The sequence below is a fragment of the Altererythrobacter rubellus genome (assembly GCF_030284385.1).
GTDB classification, from domain to species: Bacteria; Pseudomonadota; Alphaproteobacteria; order Sphingomonadales; family Sphingomonadaceae; genus Erythrobacter; species Erythrobacter rubellus.
In genome coordinates, this window is sequence record NZ_CP127221.1 from 1791031 (window position 1) to 1810955 (window position 19925).

Here is a 19925-nt window from a genome sequence, read left to right on the forward strand (position 1 = left end):
ACGTCGAGCACGTCATAACTTGCCTAGATCCCGCCAGGCTCTTTCAAGCGCAGGCCTTCTCCGATACGCGGCACAGCCGCAAAACGCAGCCGAGACTGCGTTTGGTGCGTTTCATTCTGTACTTCGATTTCGATCACGTCTGCTGACCCCTTGGTTCAAGGCGATGGCATAAGGCTCAAAGCTTGACGATTTCCCAACGCGAAAGAGTGAAAGTTTCGCAGTGCAAGAAGGTTACTTTTTCGCTGCTGCTGTCTTCTTCGCAGGAGCCTTCTTCTTGGCCGGGGCCTTCTTGCGCTTTTTCTTCGCCGGCCCCTTGGCCGCACGCGCGTCAATCAGCTCGATGGCCTTGGCCGCTTCGATGTCTTCCGGCTTGATATCCTTGGGAATAGTCGCGTTGACATTTCCATCGGTGACGTATGGGCCATAACGACCTGGCATGACCTTTATCTCGCCGCCAGAGGTCGGGTGCTCACCCAGCGTCTTGATCGGTTCAGCGTTGCCGCGCCCGCCGCCCTTGCGATTGGCCGCTTCCGCCAGGATTGTGACCGCGGCATTCATGCCAATATCAAACACATCGCGCGTGCTCTGGAGCTTGCCGTATTTACCATCATGGCGAAGATAAGGGCCATAGCGCCCAATCGCAGCTTCGATTTCCTTGCCGGTTTCCGGGTGCGCTCCAACGATGCGTGGCAGGCCAAGCAGCTTGATCGCCCACTCCAGATCGAAGTCATCCAGATCCTTCGGAATTGAGGCGCGCTTTTTCTCCCCGTCAACTTCCATCTCGACATAAGGACCAAAGCGCCCTGTCTTGCGATGCACCTCTGCGCCGCTGTCCGGATCGGTTCCCATGACACCGTCTTCAGCGCCGCCGTCACCCTGCCCACCTGGCTGCGCAAAGCGGCGGGTGTATTTGCATTCGGGATAGTTGGCACAGGCAATGAACGCGCCGAAACGGCCACCGCGCAGCGCCAGGCGGCCATTCTCGCGCCCTTCGTCCCGGCACATGGGGCACATACGCTGACTTTCGCCATCCTCGCGCTCAGGGAAGAGAAAGTCAGACAAGTAATCGTCAAGAGCTTCGGTCACTTCCGAAGGCAACTTCTCCATCACCTCTTCGGTTTTGGGTTTGAAGTCCTTCCAGAATTTGCTCAGCAGTTCTTTGTACTCTTCGCGTCCGTCCGAGACCGTGTCGAGTTCGTCTTCCATACCTGCGGTAAAATCATAGGCGACATAATTGGGGAAGAATCGCTCCAGAAATGCTGTCAGAAGACGGCCAGATTCCTCTGCAAAGAAACGGTTTTTCTCCATTCGCACATAATCGCGATCACGCAGCGTCTGAATGGTCGAGGCATAGGTAGACGGACGGCCAATGCCCAACTCTTCAAGCCGTTTGACAAGCGAGGCCTCAGAAAAACGCGGCGGCGGCTGAGTGAAGTGCTGGTTGGCTTCCACCGCCTTTTTCAACGGGCTGTCGCCCTTGCGGATGACGGGCAACATACCGTCATCATCATCTTCCGACTTGTCGTCAAAGCCTTCCTGATAGACCGCAAAAAAGCCGGGGAACTTCACAACCTGTCCGGTCGCGCGCAGTTGATGCTGTCCGCTGGGGTCGCGCATAGTTACGGTTGTCCGCTCAAGTTGCGCAGCGGCCATCTGGCTTGCCATCGCGCGCTTGAAAATCAGATCGTAAAGCTTCGCCTCGTCGCCAGAACCCGCTTGATCGCGGCGGAAATCGGTTGGACGAATCGCCTCGTGCGCTTCCTGTGCGTTCTTGGCCTTGGTGGAATAGAAACGAGGCTTCTCAGGGAGATATGCCTTGTCGTAGCGGTCACCGATTGCATCACGCAAAGCGTGGATCGCGCCGGGGTCCATCTGCACGCCATCGGTACGCATGTAGGTGATCGCACCCGCTTCATAGAGCGACTGCGCACAGCGCATCGTGTGGTTGGCGGAAAAGCCCAGCTTACGCGCAGCCTCCTGCTGCAAGGTTGATGTGGTGAACGGCGGCGATGGATTGCGCTTGAGCGGTTTGGTCTCGATATCCTCGACCATAAAACGCGCACCCTCGACAGCAGTCTTGGCCGCCATCGCGCTGCCTTCATTGCCCAGCGTCATCTTGTCGAGCTTCTTGCCGTCGAACTTGACCAACCGGGCATCAAATTCGGTGCCGTCCTGCTCCATCTTGGCAAGGACGGACCAATATTCCTCTGGCTTGAATATCTCGATCTCGTGCTCGCGCTCGCAGATCAGACGCAGCGCAACCGATTGCACTCGCCCGGCACTCTTCGCGCCGGGCAGTTTGCGCCATAACACCGGGCTGAGCGTGAAACCGAACAGATAGTCGAGCGCGCGGCGAGCCAGATATGCATCGATAAGCGGTTGATCGAGCTCGCGCGGGCTCTTCATTGCTTCGGTCACAGCCGCTTTGGTGATCGCGTTGAATGTGACGCGGTCTACCTTGGTGGGCAGCGCCTTGCGCTTCTTCAGCAGTTCCTGAACGTGCCAGCTGATCGCTTCGCCTTCGCGGTCAGGGTCAGTGGCGAGAATGAGCCGGGTTGCATCTTTCGCCGCATCGGCGATTTCCTTGAAACGCTTCTGCTTGTCACGATAGAGTTCCCAATCCATCGCGAAATCTTCGTCCGGGCGCACGCTGCCATCCTTGGGCGGCAGATCGCGGACGTGACCATAGCTGGCCAGAACCTTGAAGTCTGATCCGAGGTATTTCTCGATTGTCTTCGCCTTCGCGGGCGACTCAACGATAACAAGCTGCATTGTTTTGTTCTTAAGAATCCCTGACGTGTCTTTCACGTGTGTACGTACGCGCGAGGGTGGGAGCGGTTCTGCGGATTCGTCAAGAGCCTAACGACACCCGCCCACCAGCATACCTCTGCAGCTGGCCGCTTATCTCCAGCTCCAGCAGCGCCTCAAGCGAATGTTCAGCCGTGCCAAACCTCGCGAGCAATTGGCGATAGGTTATGGGCCCGATGTGCGATGAGCGCAGCAGGCGAATGCGTGCAAATGCCTCTTTCTGGGAGAGGAGAGCTGGCTGCGACCCCGTGCTCTCCATCAGCTTGCCGCTGGCCTCATTTCTTGCCCCCCACTTTGGGTTCTTCGCCCTTCATCAGGCGCCCGATATTTTCGCGGTGGAGATAGATGATCAGGCCTGCGATCGCGGCCAATACGGGGAAATACTCAGGGAAACCGAACAGCGGGGCGGCGGCAGCGGCGGCCACAACCGCGCTCATCCCGGCAAGGCTGGATATGCGAAAAATCGCAAGGATGCTGATCCAGATCGCGGCGTAAGCAAGACCAATCGGCCATGCGAGACCGAATGCCACACCTGCGTTGGTGGCAACGCCCTTCCCCCCTTTGAACTTCAGCCAAACCGGGAAACAGTGACCGATCACAGCCGCGCCCGAAGCGAAAGCGACCGTCGGGCCGCCCCACACTTGCTGCGCGATAAACACCGGCGCAAACCCCTTGGCCAAATCAAGCAGCAAGGTTGCCGCGGCCAAACCCTTGTTACCGGTGCGCAGCACGTTGGTGGCGCCGATATTGCCGCTGCCAATGCTGCGCACGTCGCCCATGCCCGCAGCTTTTGTCAGAAGCAAACCGATGGGAATCGAGCCGAGCAAATAGCCTAGAAGCGTCGCAAGAAGTATTGAGATCGAAACATCGCCAGTCATGAACATATGCATAATGCAATCATTGCAATTGGACAGCATTATTATTCGTAGCGAGTCCACGCGATAAAGGGCCTAGTACCATTCGCCCCTACCTTGTCTGCGCGCAACAAATTGCTACCTTCCAACTGTGAATCAGGTCTTCCCAGCCCCATCCCCGTCCGACGCAGATGAAGCGGATCTGGTTTCCCGCCTTACGTCGAAAGAGCGCGAATGCCTGAGGCGCTAGCTGAATGATGAGACCGCCAAGCAGATTGCTTTGGCGCTTGATTTATCGCACCACGCCGTCGAAAAGCGGCTCAAGTCTGCCAGAGCCAAACTGGGCGTAGGCTCTTCGATCGAAGCCGCGCAAATGGTGGCATGCGTCGAAGGGTACGGTCAGACCGTATCCCAATCGCCGGACCTGTCAGATGCGGCAATCGCCGGTCACACAGGACGCTCCAACTCACTGAAGATCGGAGCACTAACTATGATTATCATTCTTGCCGCATTGGTAACCGTCGCCATGCAGGCAAACCTCACGGCGTCATCAGCCAATGAAGGCTTAAGCATCGAAGCTGACGAATTCCTGGTCGACGATTCGGGCCAGGTAGAGGCACTCAGCATTTTCCGACTGACCAGCAAAGGCCCGGGGCAGGACGCCCCAACGGAAGAAGAGCTGGTCGAGTATCTTAATGGGCAGTTTCGCAAATACGACATGGATGGAAGCGGGTCGATCACAGACACTGAAGTCCCAGATGCAGTTGCGGTTGAAGAAGATGGTAGGCCCATCATTGTTCACGATGCTCGCGCCCGAACAGAGTTCCTCGATCGCCACGATCAGAATTCAGATGGCACCGTTAGCTATGCAGAATTCGTCGAAACCTCTCTCGCAAACTATCATAACTGTGTCGGAATCCTGGAAGTTCTGCGGGTCAAAACGTTCCTGAAGTAAGTCATCGAAGTCGCAGTTATTGACCTTGCAAAGGGCATCGGCCATTTGCGCACACCATGGCCGATGCCGCTTCACCCATTCTGCTATTCGATTCCGGAGTCGGCGGACTGACCGTGCTGGCAGAGCTTCGCAAGATCATGCCTGATGCGCCGGCGATCTATGCTGCCGATCTGGCAGGTCTGCCCTACGGCGAGAAATCGGAAGCGCAGATCGCTGCGCGGGTCGCTGGATTGCTGGGCCGAATGGCAGAGCGATACCAGCCGCGTCTGGCCTGCATCGCTTGCAACACCGCGAGCACGATTGCACTTGGCATGGTACGCGATGTGCTGGAAATTCCGATTGTAGGCACGGTTCCGGCGATCAAACCGGCTGCGGCCATAAGCAAGACAGGCGTGATTGGCTTGTTAGGCACCGCGGCAACCATTCGTCAGCCCTATGTCGACCAGCTCGAGGCAGAATTTGCCAATGGGAACAGCCTTCTGCGTCATGCAGCGCCAGGGCTGGTCGAAGTGGCCGAAGCAAAGCTGCGCGGAGAAGCCGTCGACATCGGAGTGATCGAAGCTGCGGCGCGAAAATTGCGGGAGATGCCTGAAGGTGAACGGATCGATACAGTCGTTCTTGCCTGCACACATTTCCCTCTACTTGAAGACGAATTGCGCGCGGCATTCGGTCCCGAGGTTCAGTTTGTTCACGGCGCGCAAGGCATAGCGCGAAGGATCGCACATTTGACACAAGGCCAGTCATTCGCAGCCAGCCAATCAAGCCGGTTCATAACCACCGGGAACGTGCAATCTGCGCAAGCCCTGTTGCCTGCGCTTAATAAACATGGTTTTTCAAGGATCGAAGCCTTCTGAACTGCGAGTCATTCGCAAAGATCGCAGTAGAAAAATCGTTTCGTCTCCACTACATCGCGTTTCCAATCGAAGCCGGAAACAGGGCGCAACGCAGCGGAAATACGCGAAGTGAATTACGACCAGATCTTCGATAAAGCGATTGATCGCCTGCACGAAGAAGGCCGCTACCGCGTCTTCATCGATATCATGCGCAACAAAGGCGCGTTTCCCAACGCGCGCTGTTTCCATGGGCACAACGGGCCCAAGCCAATCACGGTGTGGTGCTCGAACGATTACCTCGCGATGGGCCAACATCCGAAAGTGATCGGCGCGATGGAAGAGGCACTGCACGATGTCGGCGCGGGTTCTGGCGGCACGCGCAATATCGGCGGCAACACGCATTTACATGTCGAGTTGGAAAACGAACTGGCCGACCTGCATGGCAAAGAGTCCGCACTTCTGTTCACCTCGGGCTATGTCTCGAACGATGCGACGCTATCAACGCTGGGCAAACTGCTGCCCGGCTGTGTGATCTTCTCTGACGAATTGAACCACGCCAGCATGATCGCCGGCATACGCAATTCGGGCTGTGAAAAGCGCGTTTTCCGCCACAATGACCTGCAGCATCTGGAAGATTTGCTTGCGGCTGAAGATGCCGAAACACCCAAGGTGATCGCGTTTGAGAGCGTCTATTCTATGGACGGCGATATCGCGCCAATTCACGCGATCTGCGATTTGGCTGAGAAATACAACGCGCTCACCTATATCGACGAAGTCCACGCGGTGGGCATGTATGGCGATCACGGTGGCGGGATTTCGGAACGTGACGAAGCCGCGCATCGCATCGACATTATCGAAGGCACGCTGGGCAAGGCATTTGGCGTGATGGGCGGCTATATCGCGGCCGACAAGAAGATTGTCGATTGCATCCGCAGCTATGCGCCCGGCTTCATCTTCACCACATCGCTTTCCCCGGTTCTCGCGGCAGGCGTGCTGGCAGCCGTGAAACACCTGAAGGAAAGCTCGGAAGAGCGTGACGCCCAGCAAATCAACGCCAACATGCTCAAAGCGAAGTTCCACGACGCCGGCCTGCCAGTGATGGACAGCGTCACGCACATCGTGCCTGTCATGGTCGGAGATCCCGTTCGCGCCAAAAAGATCAGCGACATCCTGCTCGCGGAATACGGCGCCTATGTGCAGCCGATTAATTTCCCGACTGTGCCGCGCGGGACAGAGCGTCTCCGCTTCACCCCCGGCCCAGCTCACACCGAAGCAATGATGGACCAGCTGACTCAGGCACTGGTCGAGATTTGGGACCGGCTAGAGCTGGAGTTGCGCAAGGCCGCCTGACTGAAGTCCATGTTCCGTAACGTCCTTTGAGTTCCCCAATTCATGCGCTAGCACGCGTGTGAACTTACAGGAGAGAAACGCGTGTACGGCAATCCGGATCAAAAGTATGATGAAGTCGTTCTTGGGCGGCGCTCGATCCGCGGCTATCTCGACAAACCCGTTCCGCAAGAGCTGATTGAAGAAATTCTGGCAATGGCGATGCGCTCGCCCTCTTCAATGAATACCCAGCCCTATTACTTTCACGTCATCACCGGAGAGCCGCTCGACCGGATTCGCAAGGGCAATACCGAGCGCATTCTGGCGGGTGAACCAGACAGCCGTGAATTTCGCAAAGGACACCCGTTTCAAGGCGTCCATCGCGATCGCCAGGTCGGCTGTGCGATCCAGCTGTTCGAAGCGATGGGCATCGAACGTGATGACAAGGAAAAGCGGCAGGACTGGGTTCTGCGCGGCTTTCGCCAATTTGACGCGCCCGTCTGCGTAATCGTGACTTACGACAAGGAACTATCGGACGCAGACGATACGGTGTTCGACTGCGGTGCGGTAACAACTGCGCTGGTAAACGCCGCATGGTCACGCGGGCTCGGCTGCGTGATCAACAGCCAGGGCATCATGCAGTCACCTGTTGTGCGCGAACATGCCAGCATCCCTGACGATCAGGTGATCATGAAAGCGGTCGCGATGGGCTGGCCCGACGAAGACTTCCCAGCAAACCCCGTAAAAATCGTCCGCCGTGAAGTGTCAGAGGCGGCTAGATTCGTCGGTTTTGACTAGCCGTCATACATCCGGCGCTATGCCTTCGTCTCGCAGGAAATATGGGTGAGGAAGAAACGGTCTTCGTTGGTCTAAACGCGATAATCAATCATCCGACCAAACCGATCACCCAGCACTTTTTCGCATGCATCAGTCGCGAATGCCTGATTGGTATTGTAGTTGTTATCCGGTGATCCAGGGTGCTCGGTCGGCGAGAAATGCAGCACAACAACCTGTTTACCTGCAGTCTCCTTCAGCGCGTCAAGCTCCTGCTGCAACGCATTGAGGCGCGTGATAACCGGGTCGGGCTTCACCGGTTGGAAATCACGCGACGGTGTAGTCTGAGTAGATGTAGTTACCGCCCTTGATTGCGATAGAGCGGGGCTTGCCACCGCAACTGCCAACGCAGCCGCTGACGCTAAAATCATCTTTATTGACCGTCTCCCACATTATGAATGAGAGAGACAAACGGCGCACATCAGTTTTTCGTCAAGGCTGAGGGCAATTTACCCGGAAGTGGCCAATCAACGCAAGTTTACCACATTGTCCGCATCAGGACGGATGCGGTCACCACGATAAAGGCTCATCATCGGCTCGTCTGCCACAATGTACTCTTCCGCATTGCCGAAGCCGTTGAACCCGGTCTTCATCGCTGCACCATAGGCGCCGAGCATGCCGATCTCGATGTAGTCGCCGGCCTGAATGTCGCAGGGTAGCGGGAATGGCCCCTGCATATAGTCAGCGTCATCGCAGGTAGGGCCATAGAAGGCGAAATCCTGCGCCGCGTCGCGCAGATCATCTTCCAGCGCGACCACCGGGAACCGCCAGTCGACATGCGCAGCATCGTAGAGAGCGCCATAGGCTCCGTCATTGATGTAGAGTTCTTCGCCGCGGCGCTTTTCTACCTTCACGATCATGCTCGAATATTCGGCACACAGCGCCCGACCAGGCTCGCACCACAGCTCTGCGTTGTAGGCAATTGGCAACGCTTCGAAGTGCTTGGCGATCATCGCGAAGTAATCTTCCAGCGGTGGCGGCTCCAGCCCCGGATAGGAGCTGGGGAAACCGCCCCCAACGTCAATCATGTCAATCACAACAGACGCTTCGGCAATTGCCGCACGGGTCCGGTCCAGCGCCTGCACGAATGCAAAAGGGCTCATGGCCTGACTGCCGACATGGAAACATACGCCCAGCCAGTCACAATGCTGGCGGGTCTGCTGAAGCAACACCGGCGCTTCGACAAGATCACAACCGAATTTGCTTGCCAGTGAGAGCTCGGAAAATTCGCTCGACACACGCAGGCGCACGCACAGCCGCAAATCTTTCGCAGGCTTACCCGCTTGCGGATTGGTGCAAGCCTTCACGATCTTATCAAGCTCTTCCGCGCTATCGAGGCTGAAGGTTTTCACGCCATGCTGGAAATAGGCTTCACGGATCGCGCTGGGTGTCTTGATCGGGTGCATGAAGCACAGCACAGCCTCGGGCAGCGTCGCGCGCACCAGCCGCACTTCAGCGATCGAGGCGACATCGTAATGCGTCACGCCCGCATCCCAAAGAACACGCAGCAGATCAGGCGAAGGATTGGCCTTTACCGCATAGAGCGATTTTCCCGGAAACCTATCCAGGAAAAAGCGGGCCGCGCGATGCGCAGCTTGCGGGCGATTGAGGATAACGGGTTCATCCGGCGCGATCGCGCGAACTACAGCCTTAGCGTTGGGATAGATGTGCAACTCAAGGGACCCCCTAAAGGTTCAGTGTTCAACCAAACGGTTATGAGCCTGCCTTGCGGATGTCCCTTGGGGCAGAAGAAGCGCGCATATAGGGCTTCTGCAGCAAATCGCAAATGAAAAAGCACGCCTCGTACGCGCGATCATCGCCCTCATGTCCGGCCGTTTCTAAACCAACGCGCTCAGCTCAATCGGTTCCGAAAATCTTCGTACCCGAATGACTTCACCAGCTCCAGCTGGTCGATCTCGCTGTCCCAGAGGTATATGCTGGGCAGTTGCACGCCGTTAAACGTGTTGGTTTTGACCATCGAATAATGCGCTTGGTCGAGAAACGCAAAGCGTGCACCGGGTTCTGCCGGCACAGGCAGGCGATAATCGCCGATCACATCACCAGCCAGGCAAGACGGCCCGCCCAACCGGATCGGTACGTGCTCCTCGTCTGTGACTTCGCCAAGCATTGCGGGACGGTAGGGCGCTTCGATCACATCGGGCATGTGGCATGTAGCGGAAACATCGGTGATACCCACTGGCATGCCGTTCCATTGCACATCCAGCAGCGTGCCAACAAGAATTCCAGCGTCCAGCGCGACTGCTTCTCCAGGCTCGATGATGATCTCTGCGCCCGTGTCCGCTTTGGCATCGCGCAGGAACTGGATCAGCTCGTCGCGTTGGTAGTCGGCGCGGGTTATGTGATGCCCGCCACCCATGTTGATCCACTTTAGCTGGCCGAAATGGGGCTCGAGCGCGTCAAACACCGCGTCCCACGTGCGCTTCAATGGCTCCAGATCCTGCTCGCACAGATTGTGGAAATGGATGCCATCCACGCCTTTCAGATGCTTTTCGGTCAGCTGGTCAAGCGGGAAGCCCAGTCGCGAACCGGGCGATGACGGATCGTATTTCGCCACTTCACCGGTCGGCACCATTGGGTTGATGCGCAGCCCAACGTCAAAGTCCTGCCCCCCTGCCCGCGCGTTCTCCAATATCAGCGAGGCACGCTTGAGCTGATCAGGTGAATTGAAGATCACATGATCCGAAAGTCGGCAAATCTCTTCGAGTTCTTCAGGCTTATAGGCAGCCGAGTAAGTCGCAATTTCGCCATCATAGAACTCGCTTGCGAGCCGCGCTTCCCACAGGCCCGATGTGCATACACCATCGAGGTACTCGCCGATGATGTGCGCGGTCGACCACATGGAGAACGCCTTCAGCGCACCCAACACCTTGATCTCGGCTGCATCGCGAATATCGGCCAATATCTGGCAATTGGCGCGCAGCTTAGCCGCATCCACAACGAAAGCGGGGCTATCGACGCGGTTCAAATCAAATTGGGCAAAGGCGCCCGGATCGCCAGCTTTCGTTTCCACTAGAAGGAGACCGGCCCATCAAGCTCTTCAACCGTCCACGGCAGACCGTGCTGGTTGAGCATTTCCATGAACGGATCGGGGTCCATTTCTTCCATATTGAACACGCCGTCGCCTGACCAGATGCCCTGCACCATCATCGCGCTGCCGATCATCGCGGGCACGCCGGTGGTATAGCTGACCGCTTGATTACCGGTTTCCTTATAGGCCGCTTCGTGGCTGCAGATGTTCTTGATATAGAATGTCTTTTCGCCCGACCCATCGAGCGCCTCACCAGTCGCGATACAGCCGATATTGGTGTTGCCCTTCGTCGTTTCACCCAGCGTTTCTGGCTTCGGCAAAACAGCGGCGAGGAATTGCAGCGGGATGATCTCCTTGCCCTGATACTTCACCGGATCAATGCGCGTCATTCCGACATTCTGCAGCACGGTCAGATGCGTGATGTAGGCATCGCCAAATGTCATCCAGAAGCGCGCACGTTCAATCTCGGGATTAAATTTCGCCAGGCTTTCCAGTTCCTCGTGATACATCAAATAAGCATTCTTCGGCCCGACCGCTTCGAAATCGAATTCGGTCTTCACTTGCATCGCGGGGGTCTCGACCCACTCACCATTCTCCCAGTGGCGGGCAGGCGCGGTCACTTCACGAATGTTGATTTCCGGATTGAAGTTGGTGGCAAAATGCTGGCCATGGTCGCCGCCATTGCAGTCAAGAATATCAAGGGTGCGAATAGTCTTCAGTTTGTGCTTCTTCAGCCACATTGTGAACACGCTGGTCACGCCGGGATCGAATCCGCTGCCCAGCAGCGCCATCAGCCCGGCATCCTTGAACCGGTCGTGATAGGCCCACTGCCACTTGTATTCGAACTTGGCCTCGTCCTTCGGCTCATAATTCGCGGTGTCGAGATAGGAAACACCGGCCTCAAGGCATGCGTCCATGATCGGCAGATCCTGATATGGCAGCGCGAGGTTGACCACCAGGCTTGGCTGAATTTTGCTGATGAGGTTGACCATGGCGGGCACTTCTTCCGCGTCGATCTCGTAAGTGGCGACGTCATTTCCGGTGTGCGCCTTCACACTTTCGGCAATCGCATCGCACTTGCGCTTGGTCCGGCTGGCAAGGTGGATGTCAGAGAATATCTCTGTATTCATCGCCATCTTGTGGACGCAAACCGAGCTGACTCCGCCGGCTCCGATGACAAGGACTGTGGACATGAGGGATTTACCTTTCGAAATCGAATCTTTGGCCGCTCTCTAAAGCAATGCGCGGAGTGCGTAAATTGATCGGAATCTTTCCTACTTTGCGCGGCTTGGGCATGATGCTCGAATGCAAGCAGAGAACACCCCAAACCCGCAGAAATCCGTACAATTTCGGTTTCATAAACCGGTGAGTATTTTTCACCAATGGACTGTGTTCCATGTGTTCCATCCTGTAGGAAACTAGCCTCAAATAACAAAGTGCCAGGACAAGAAGAGCGCGATGACAGAAACCACACGACTGCCGACCCGCGAGGGAGTGATTGAAGCCGCGGAGAGAGTTGCAGCGATCTTGCCGCCTACTCCGCTACTTCCGATAGAGATCAATGGAACCCGCTGCTGGGTGAAAGCCGAGAATCTGCAACCTATTGGCGCGTTCAAGATCCGCGGAGCATGGAACCGGCTCTCATCGCTCAGCGATGAGGAACGCGCGATGGGCGTAGTCGCGGTTTCAAGCGGTAATCACGCGCAGGGGGTGGCTTGGGCGGCAAAGCGGCTGGGAATTGCGGCGGCGATCGTAATGCCGGCTGACGCGCCAGAGGTGAAGCTGGAAGGGACGCGGGCACTGGGCGCGAAGATCGTCACCTATGACCGTCAGGGAGAAGATCGCGACAAGGCTGCTGCAAAGCTGATTAAGGAACGCGGCGGCACATTGGTGCACGCCTTTGCCGATCCATGGGTAATGGAAGGTCAGGGCAGCGCCGGAATCGAGATTGCGGCTCAATTGGGCCGCGAACCGAGCCGGATCATTGCATGTTGTGGTGGTGGCGGGCTGACAGTCGGTCTCACGCTGGCGTGCCCCGATGCGTCTATAGTGCCGGTAGAGCCCGAAGGTTGGGACATGGTCGGGCAATCGCTAGCGAAGGGAACGCTTGTGCACGCCGGAGCCGACGCGCCCAAAACGATATGTGATGCGCTTCAGCCTACTGCGACGAAGCAGATCAACCTCGATCTGCTTTTGGGGCGAAGCGACCCGGGCGTGACTGTAACCGATGACGAGGTGCGTGCGGCGCAACGCTTTGCCTTCTCGCGACTGCACCTTGTGGTTGAACCGGGAGGCGCAGCAGCTCTGGCCGCCGCGCTGGCGGGCAAAGTGCCGCTTGATGAAGCTACAGTGCTGATGGTCACAGGCGGCAATGTCGACGCGCATGCCTATGCACAGACGATTGCCGGAGATGCATAGGTTGCGTTTGACAATTGACCTTGTGCTGCGCAGTCTTGCTGCTTCGAGGGGAGATAAATCATGCAAGCTCAAATGCTAGCACCAGGAGCGGTGCTTATTGTCTGGTCAATAATCATGTTGATGTGGACGGCGGGAACCCGGTTTCCGGCCATGGCAAAGTCAGGCATGGACTTGAAAAATGCCAAGCCTGGCGGACGCGGACAAGATCTGGAAGGCGCCATTCCCGACAAGGTGAACTGGAAATCGCACAATTATTCGCACCTGATGGAACAGCCGACCATCTTCTATCCGACCGTCATCATTCTGGCGATGATGGGAGCTGGCGCGATCGACGTTTTGCTGGCGTGGATCTACGTCGGTCTGCGGATCGTCCATTCGCTCTGGCAAGCGCTAGTGAACGTTGTTACCATTCGCTTCCTGCTTTTCATTCTTTCAACCTTGGCACTGGCCGCGCTTGCTGTGCGAGCGGTATCGGTCACATTGCTGGCAGACCCGGGAGTACTTTGATGATCGGAATGGATATCCTGCAACCTGTTGTCGCGCTCACAATCTGGACGATGGTTATGTGGTTCTGGATGTATGCCACACGCATTCCAGCGATGAGCAAGGCAAAAGTCGATCCTAAGGAGCTTTCACGCCTGCCCACCTCCGCAGGATTGGATGCTCAACTACCACCCGAAGTCCAGCGCAAAGCGCATAATTACAATCACTTGCACGAACAACCGACGGTTTTCTATGCTGTGGCGATTGTACTTGCGATCATTGGCCAGGGCGACGGTATGAATTCTCTGCTGGCCTGGATATATGTTGGGCTTCGCGTCGCGCACAGCCTTGTCCAGGCAACCGCCAATGTAGTGTTGGTTCGCTTTGTGCTGTTCGCCCTATCGAGCCTTGTGCTGATCGCGCTGATATTCCACGCAAGCATCAGCGTGTTTGATATTCATATGTAATGAAAGCGGGGGGCGCTTTAACGGCGCGCCCCCTGCATTCTACTCGGCCGCTTCTGTCGCGGGTTCTTTTTCAAATTCCAGTGTCGCGAGGAACTTCTCCGCATCGAGCGCGGCCATGCACCCCATGCCTGCCGCTGTTACCGCCTGGCGATAGACATGGTCCGTCACGTCGCCGGCTGCGAAGACGCCTGGAATCGCGGTTTTCGGCGTGCCAGGTTTCACATCGAGATAGCCACTCTCGTCCATCGCCAGCTTGCCTTTAAACAGCTCGGTCGCAGGAGCATGGCCGATAGCCACGAACGCGCCATCGACTTCCAGAGTGGATTCTTCGCCAGTCTGGGTGTCTTTCAGAACCAGATGATGCAGCGCGCCATCTTCGCCCGCCTCGAACCGTACTACCGTCTTGTTCCAAAGCGGTGTGATCTTGTCCGACTTGAACAGCCTTTCCTGAAGGATCTTCTCGGAACGCAGTTCATCACGGCGATGGATCAAGGTAACATCGTCCGAGTGATTGGTAAGGTAAAGTGCTTCTTCAACGGCGGTGTTGCCACCGCCGATCACCGCCACCTTCTTGCCGCGGAAGAAGAATCCGTCGCAAGTTGCGCAAGCACTCACGCCCTTGCCGCCCAGTTCTTGCTCGCCCGGAACGCCAAGCCATTTGGCTTGCGCGCCAGTCGCGATCACAACCGTGTCTGTAATATACTCATCGCCGCTGTCGCCCACCGCGCGAAACGGTGGACCATTGTCAAAATCAACCTCGACAATGGTGTCCCACATCATCCGCGTGCCAACATGTTCGGCCTGCTTCTGCATCTGCTCCATCAACCACGGGCCTTGAACCACATCCTCAAAACCCGGGTAGTTCTCGACATCAGTCGTGATGGTCAGCTGGCCGCCGGGTTGGATGCCTTGCACAACAATCGGTTCAAGCATGGCGCGCGCGCCATAGATAGCTGCGGAATAACCCGCCGGGCCTGAGCCGATAATGAGCATCTTGGTGCGGTGAGTAGCCATAGTAAAATCCTGATAGTGTCACCAAGCGATCTAGTCACTGTAACCACAAGCTTCAATTCGTGTACGCAAGGAAAGCGTTACACATCCACAAGCGCGGCTTTCAACGCCTCGCGTTTGGCCGCATCGACGTCCAGAACCTGCTCCAAGTAAGCTTCGGTTGATCCGAAACGCTCTTTGACTGAACGCCGCGCCGCTTCGAGAAATTCGGCGTCAACTCCCATCAACACGCGCACCGTCGCTTCATCGATCCCGCCATATTTGTCGCCCATCAGCTCCATGCCATGGCGAATACGCTCTTCATTGCGCGGCGAGTGATTGGTGAGCAGGTAATCCTCCATCGCATCATCAGGATGCACGCCCAAGATGTGATGGAGAAGATCGACAGCGATCCCGGTGCGATCCTTGCCCGCTGCGCAGTGAACCAAGCTGGCGCTCTCTCCCTCTGTCAATACGGAAAAATAACGCTTGAGAACCCAATTCACGCCTTCGCGATCGGGCAGCGCACCATACAGGTCTACCATCGCCTGATGCGCGTTTGCCGCATCAACATTGCCTTGGGCTGCCTCCAGATGCGGAGCGAGCCCGGCCGTCTCGCCAGAGAAATAGATCACCTCTCCGTCAAAGCCTTCAGGTCGCTTGCATGTGTGCCGTTCTCGCTCGCTATCGCCGCGCAAGTCGATCACATAGCGCAAATCCAGCGCTTCGACCGTCGCCAGGTCATGCTCCCCTGCCTCGGCATGATGGCCAGAGCGAAACAATAGCCCAGTTTTGACCTTTCCGCCTCCGGCAACGGCATATCCGCCATAGTCACGCAGGTTGTGGATGGCATTGGTCGGCAAGAAGCGGTCACGAATCATGCCTTGACTGGTGGCAGCCTTCGTGGGGTGCGGCAAGCTCAACCGCTCATCTGATGAAGGGCGCGCGGCAAAGTAGTGTGAGCCCAAACGCCAAACATCTCCTCGAGCTAATCTGGATTGGACCCCATGGCTGGCAACCATGTTAGAGATGGACGAGCTGATGGGCTAAGCCTGTGTCTGGACAGAGCCAAGTCCGCGAATTCGCTCTACCCCTTGCCCTTAGTTTTGGTGTTACCCTTCTTCGCATTGGCCTCGATAAATTCGATAATCTGGCCGGCAATATCTTTGCCGGTTGCGGTCTCGATGCCTTCTAGTCCGGGCGAGCTGTTTACTTCCATGATAACTGGGCCATGATTGCTGCGCAGCAGGTCCACTCCGCAGACATTCAGCCCCATCGCCTTCGCCGCACGGACGGCGGTTGAACGTTCTTCCGGGGTGATCTTGATGAGGCGCGCGCTACCGCCGCGGTGTAGGTTGCTGCGAAACTCTCCCTCGGCCCCTTGGCGCTTCATTGCGGCGACCACCTTGCCACCGACCACGAGACAGCGGATGTCCGAACCGCCAGCTTCCTTGATGAATTCCTGCACCATAATGTTCACATTTGCGCCGCGGAACGCCTCGATAATCGACGCGCCACCCTTCAGCGTTTCGGCAAGGACCACACCGATACCCTGTGTCCCTTCAAGCAGTTTGATGACTACCGGCGGTCCATTCACAGCCTTGATAATCTGCTCGGCTTGCTTTGGATCGTTGGCATATGCCGTCAGTGGCAGGCCGAGGCCGTATTTCGCCATAATCTGGGTAGACCGGAGCTTGTCCCGGCTGCGACCAATCGCGACACTTTCGTTGAGTGACCAGACTCCGCCCATTTCGAACTGACGCAGAACGGCCAATCCATAGTTGGTGATCGACGCTCCGATGCGCGGGATGACGGCATCATACCCCTTCAGCGTTTCTCCACGATACATGACAGTGGGTCGGTGACTGGCGATATTCACTGTGCAGCGGGTAGTGTTGAGAATATCGAGTGTATGCCCGCGCTCCTCCGCAGCGCTGACCAGCCGCTGGTGAGAATAGAGGCTGGGATTTCGCGCTAGCATGGCAATTTTCATAAGAATTATCCTCTGCTTTTCAGCAATTTACGCTCGTGCAAGGGCGATTGGAGATAGGAGCGGCTCGGTTCGACCAGAAACCTGCGCCGTAATGCGGTCCGCCCGATCAGTATCGGGAATTTCATGTCTGATCGGTCAGCAAGGCTGAATTCAGCACGGAAGTTATGGCTTCCCAGTGTTAAAGCGGTTTTGATGATAAAACGTGTCTGCCCGTCGCCATTCGAGCTTGTAATGATACGGCGATCTGCGCGTGGGACTTCGCATGTAACCGGCTCGCTGCGGCCTTCACCCAGATCGAGTAGAAAGCGTACCCAGCGTTGGCCATCGCGATCAAACCGCTCGATCTCGGTTGCGTGAAGCGAAGATGTCCGGGCGCCAGTATCAATCTTGGCTGGGATGCGCGCCGATACAAGATCGGGCAGACCGACCAGTTCACGCCATCCGACAATGGCCGGTTCAGGGCGACTTGCAGCCAACTATCTTGCTCCCAAAATCGCTAGACCATCGCCGCCGTCGCCGACATCCAATCGCCTCAGCACTTCACCGGAGGTGAAATCGACTTCAGCCACGGTATCGCTTGCGGTTTCAGCGACATACACGCGCTCGCCATCATTCGACCACAGGATCGTAACCTGGAAACGATCTTCGGCTTCCTCTGGGCTGGAAACAGAAATCTTGCGCACGACTTCGCGTTTGTCCAGGTCGATCACTGTCAGACCGCCATCCATCAGGTCGGACGTGACGGCAAAGTCACCTTGCGGCCGGATAGCCAATCGCAGCGGAAACGCTCCGGTCTTTAATGTGGTACGCACCGCCATAGTATCAGGATCGAGCTCATAAGCTTCGTTCGATCCGCGCGCTGACACCCACAGCGCCGTCCCATCCGGCGACAATGCAATGCCCTCTGGCTCTTCCCCGACAGTGACCGACATCGGAGCGCGGCGTGTCCGCAAGTCGATCCGTGTGACGGTCTTCGAACCCAGATCAGTGGTCCAGGCATGCCGTGAATCGGGGGCCACGACCAGCATGTGCGTACCGAGTTTGCCCGACGAATACTCGAAGGTCTTCGCATCACCCAGCGGATCGCGGATCCAGAAGATCGACTGCCGCCCCTCAGCGGTAGAATAGAGATCGCCATTCGCATGCCATACGATGCCGTGTGGACGAGCATTCTCGCCCAGATCAATGCTGCGGACCTTTTCCAATGTGTCGGTCGCAAAGATGTCGACTGTAGTACCGCCATAGCATGCCAGGGCGACATGTTGACCATCAGGCGAAGTCGCCAGTTCATGCGGATTTTTGCAACTGTCGAGCCGCGACACTTCCACGCCTGTTGCCAGGTCAACCTTGGACAAAGTGTCGCCGAATTTGTTGGCGACAAAAAGCGTACCTGACGCAGGGCTTGCTGCATCACTGGAGTTCGCAGCCGGGCCAACCTCGACCGGCGAACAGCCAACAATCATCAAGGCGGTGCAGAGGGCATGGAGTTTTGCCTTCATCACAATTCTCTCACTTTGGTCCAGCCGTTACGGAATGCAGGCCCCCTACAGCATTTGTCCCATCCATCCCAAGCGGATTCGCGGGGCAAACGGCGATTGCGAGAAAATCACAACAAGCATGGAACCATCCCTTTCTCTCGTGGCTATTTGACCACGGGCCAGGCCCCTCTGGCGTGCGACAAGAAAACGCACGTGATGTCGGACCGTACCGACTTCGGTCGAGTGGGGTCCGTTATGCGACCTCTCCAAAGACCGCAGTCGATGATGATTATAACATTCCCCGCGTGGGGGCAGACATTCTTTTGGAGACCAAAATGCGCAAGATCGTAATGGTACCTGCGATTGCAGCGGCTAGCCTTGCTGTTGCAGCCTGTGGTGGCGAAGCAACCACTGAAGCTAATGCTGGTGCAGCACCGATCACAGCTGAAGAAGTAGCAGCGGCTCAGCAAGGCTGGGGCGAAGGCATCGTTAATATCGGCAAGGTTCACAGCGAAGGTGGTGACGTTGCTGCCGCAGCGACAGACCACATCAACACATTCTACGCCTACGAAGATGGCGCTGACGTACTGTTCAAGCCGACTCTGGCTGCCGAAGACCAGTTCCGCGGCGATTTCGGCGAAGCGCTGAGCTACTTCATCGGCACCGAAGGCACGGAAGATGGCGGCTTCGCAATCGCACCTTACACAAACGTGCGGTGGGAAAACGAAGGAACCATCACTGACGGTGACAGCGCGCTGGCGATGGGCAATTACTACTTCACCGGCACAGACGGCAATGAAACCAAGGTTGAATACACCTTCGGCTACATGCGCAATGAAGCTGGCGACGTGGTGATTAACCTGCACCACTCGTCGCTGCCATTCAGCGCAGAATAAACGCTGAACAGCGAGCCTGCCAATAAGGCAGGATATTGGCCCCCGTCGCGCAAAGTTGCGGCGGGACTCTTATTTTGCTTCATGTCTTGGGACGATTAACAAGTCGGGCGCAAAGCGCGGCGAGCACTCCAAAAAAGGTAACATAGAACGCAGCAAACTTGATCGGCTGAGCCGTCGCAGCCGTAGCTGCCATCCAGTCAACGCCTTCGTTTTGCAGCATCTGAGCGAACTGCAGGATAGTTTCCAGATAGTCGCTGATCAGGAAGACAACGGCGGCCGCTGCTATAAATCCGCCAAGAAGCCGAAACAGTGCGTTTCCGGACCGATAGAAACTTCGTCCGGCAACAAAGCTCCCCCAGCCATAAACCGCAATGAACACAAAGTCCGCGATCATGCCGTAGATGACTGCATTGCGCAGGCCGTTGGCGCGCCAGTCTGCTTGAATGGTATTGACCATTTCCGCAGTACCGGCACCCTGATGATCGACGATATTGTATTGGCTCGCATCGCCGGCGAGCGCGCCCAACACGATGAATATTCC

The 19925-nt window shown here is 56.7% G+C and carries 21 protein-coding genes; 8 read left to right on the plus strand and 13 right to left on the minus strand.

What is annotated here, in order from left to right; translation table 11 throughout:
• Positions 1 to 231: 231 nt before the first annotated feature.
• The 3 genes from topA to plsY form a co-directional block, all read right to left on the minus strand.
• Positions 232 to 2772, minus strand: coding sequence for a type I DNA topoisomerase (gene topA, locus QQX03_RS08940; RefSeq protein WP_285975398.1), 2541 nt, complete (start codon positions 2770 to 2772; stop codon positions 232 to 234).
• 79 nt (positions 2773 to 2851) lie between these two features.
• On the minus strand, positions 2852 to 3067 hold the full coding sequence (locus tag QQX03_RS08945) for a hypothetical protein (RefSeq protein ID WP_349665837.1): 216 nt from the start codon (positions 3065 to 3067) through the stop codon (positions 2852 to 2854).
• Positions 3068 to 3083: 16 nt separating this feature from the next.
• Positions 3084 to 3686, minus strand: coding sequence for a glycerol-3-phosphate 1-O-acyltransferase PlsY (gene plsY / locus QQX03_RS08950; protein ID WP_285975399.1), 603 nt, complete (start codon positions 3684 to 3686; stop codon positions 3084 to 3086).
• 256 nt (positions 3687 to 3942) lie between these two features.
• Here plsY and QQX03_RS08955 point away from each other — a divergent pair, with 256 nt between their 5' ends.
• The 4 genes from QQX03_RS08955 to QQX03_RS08970 all read left to right on the plus strand — a co-directional run bounded on the left by QQX03_RS08955 (position 3943) and on the right by QQX03_RS08970 (position 7574).
• Positions 3943 to 4617: an EF-hand domain-containing protein gene (locus tag QQX03_RS08955; protein WP_285975400.1), complete on the plus strand. Its 675-nt coding sequence runs from the start codon at positions 3943 to 3945 to the stop codon at positions 4615 to 4617.
• A 56-nt stretch (positions 4618 to 4673) separates the two neighbouring features.
• Positions 4674 to 5471, plus strand: coding sequence for a glutamate racemase (gene murI, locus QQX03_RS08960; RefSeq protein WP_285975401.1), 798 nt, complete (start codon positions 4674 to 4676; stop codon positions 5469 to 5471).
• A 108-nt stretch (positions 5472 to 5579) separates the two neighbouring features.
• Positions 5580 to 6800, plus strand: coding sequence for a 5-aminolevulinate synthase (gene hemA / locus QQX03_RS08965; RefSeq protein ID WP_285975402.1), 1221 nt, complete (start codon positions 5580 to 5582; stop codon positions 6798 to 6800).
• Between the two features lie 81 nt (positions 6801 to 6881).
• The gene (locus QQX03_RS08970) at positions 6882 to 7574 is read left to right on the plus strand and encodes a nitroreductase (RefSeq protein WP_285975403.1); all 693 of its coding nucleotides are present in this window, start codon (positions 6882 to 6884) and stop codon (positions 7572 to 7574) included.
• Between the two features lie 71 nt (positions 7575 to 7645).
• On the opposite strand, the gene QQX03_RS08975 is transcribed toward QQX03_RS08970, so the two are convergent.
• The 4 genes from QQX03_RS08975 to QQX03_RS08990 all read right to left on the minus strand — a co-directional run bounded on the left by QQX03_RS08975 (position 7646) and on the right by QQX03_RS08990 (position 11852).
• Positions 7646 to 7981 carry a hypothetical protein gene (locus tag QQX03_RS08975; protein ID WP_285975404.1) on the minus strand — a complete coding sequence of 112 codons (336 nt, stop codon included), beginning with the start codon at positions 7979 to 7981 and terminating at the stop codon, positions 7646 to 7648.
• 96 nt (positions 7982 to 8077) lie between these two features.
• A complete protein-coding gene (locus QQX03_RS08980; protein WP_285975405.1) occupies positions 8078 to 9283 on the minus strand; it encodes a type III PLP-dependent enzyme in 1206 nt (401 codons plus the stop codon).
• Between the two features lie 179 nt (positions 9284 to 9462).
• On the minus strand, positions 9463 to 10641 hold the full coding sequence (locus tag QQX03_RS08985; protein ID WP_285975406.1) for a carboxynorspermidine decarboxylase: 1179 nt from the start codon (positions 10639 to 10641) through the stop codon (positions 9463 to 9465).
• A complete protein-coding gene (locus QQX03_RS08990; RefSeq protein ID WP_285975407.1) occupies positions 10641 to 11852 on the minus strand; it encodes a saccharopine dehydrogenase family protein in 1212 nt (403 codons plus the stop codon). The genes QQX03_RS08985 and QQX03_RS08990 overlap by 1 nt, the downstream gene beginning before the upstream one ends.
• Before the next feature lie 265 nt (positions 11853 to 12117).
• Between QQX03_RS08990 and QQX03_RS08995 the strand changes: the two genes are divergently transcribed.
• Genes QQX03_RS08995 through QQX03_RS09005 form a run of 3 tightly spaced genes read left to right on the plus strand, consistent with a single transcriptional unit; the run spans position 12118 to position 14027 of the window.
• Positions 12118 to 13077, plus strand: coding sequence for a threonine ammonia-lyase (locus tag QQX03_RS08995; protein ID WP_285975408.1), 960 nt, complete (start codon positions 12118 to 12120; stop codon positions 13075 to 13077).
• Positions 13078 to 13137: 60 nt separating this feature from the next.
• Positions 13138 to 13584, plus strand: a complete 447-nt coding sequence (locus QQX03_RS09000; protein ID WP_285975409.1) for an MAPEG family protein — start codon at positions 13138 to 13140, stop codon at positions 13582 to 13584.
• Positions 13584 to 14027: an MAPEG family protein gene (locus QQX03_RS09005; RefSeq protein ID WP_285975410.1), complete on the plus strand. Its 444-nt coding sequence runs from the start codon at positions 13584 to 13586 to the stop codon at positions 14025 to 14027. Before QQX03_RS09000 ends, QQX03_RS09005 begins: the two co-directional genes overlap by 1 nt.
• 39 nt (positions 14028 to 14066) lie before the next feature.
• Here QQX03_RS09005 and trxB read toward each other — a convergent pair whose 3' ends face one another.
• The 5 genes from trxB to QQX03_RS09030 all read right to left on the minus strand — a co-directional run bounded on the left by trxB (position 14067) and on the right by QQX03_RS09030 (position 18509).
• Positions 14067 to 15041 carry a thioredoxin-disulfide reductase gene (trxB, locus tag QQX03_RS09010; protein ID WP_285975411.1) on the minus strand — a complete coding sequence of 325 codons (975 nt, stop codon included), beginning with the start codon at positions 15039 to 15041 and terminating at the stop codon, positions 14067 to 14069.
• A gap of 77 nt (positions 15042 to 15118) precedes the next feature.
• Positions 15119 to 15898 carry a tyrosine-protein phosphatase gene (locus QQX03_RS09015; RefSeq protein WP_285975412.1) on the minus strand — a complete coding sequence of 260 codons (780 nt, stop codon included), beginning with the start codon at positions 15896 to 15898 and terminating at the stop codon, positions 15119 to 15121.
• Positions 15899 to 16104: 206 nt separating this feature from the next.
• Positions 16105 to 17010, minus strand: coding sequence for a 30S ribosomal protein S6--L-glutamate ligase (gene rimK, locus QQX03_RS09020; RefSeq protein WP_285975413.1), 906 nt, complete (start codon positions 17008 to 17010; stop codon positions 16105 to 16107).
• A gap of 5 nt (positions 17011 to 17015) precedes the next feature.
• The gene (locus QQX03_RS09025; protein ID WP_285975414.1) at positions 17016 to 17486 is read right to left on the minus strand and encodes an ATP-dependent zinc protease family protein; all 471 of its coding nucleotides are present in this window, start codon (positions 17484 to 17486) and stop codon (positions 17016 to 17018) included.
• Complete coding sequence (locus tag QQX03_RS09030) at positions 17487 to 18509, minus strand: YVTN family beta-propeller repeat protein (protein ID WP_285975415.1); 1023 nt, start codon at positions 18507 to 18509, stop codon at positions 17487 to 17489. It abuts the gene before it with no gap.
• 314 nt (positions 18510 to 18823) lie between these two features.
• On the opposite strand from QQX03_RS09030, the gene QQX03_RS09035 reads away from it, so the two are divergent.
• Positions 18824 to 19384 (plus strand): metal-independent carbonic anhydrase family protein, encoded by a 561-nt coding sequence (locus QQX03_RS09035; protein ID WP_285975416.1) that lies wholly within the window; start codon positions 18824 to 18826, stop codon positions 19382 to 19384.
• A 79-nt stretch (positions 19385 to 19463) separates the two neighbouring features.
• Here the strand turns inward: QQX03_RS09035 and QQX03_RS09040 are convergent, their stop codons facing one another.
• Positions 19464 to 19913 carry a hypothetical protein gene (locus tag QQX03_RS09040; RefSeq protein WP_285975417.1) on the minus strand — a complete coding sequence of 150 codons (450 nt, stop codon included), beginning with the start codon at positions 19911 to 19913 and terminating at the stop codon, positions 19464 to 19466.
• Positions 19914 to 19925: the final 12 nt, after the last annotated feature.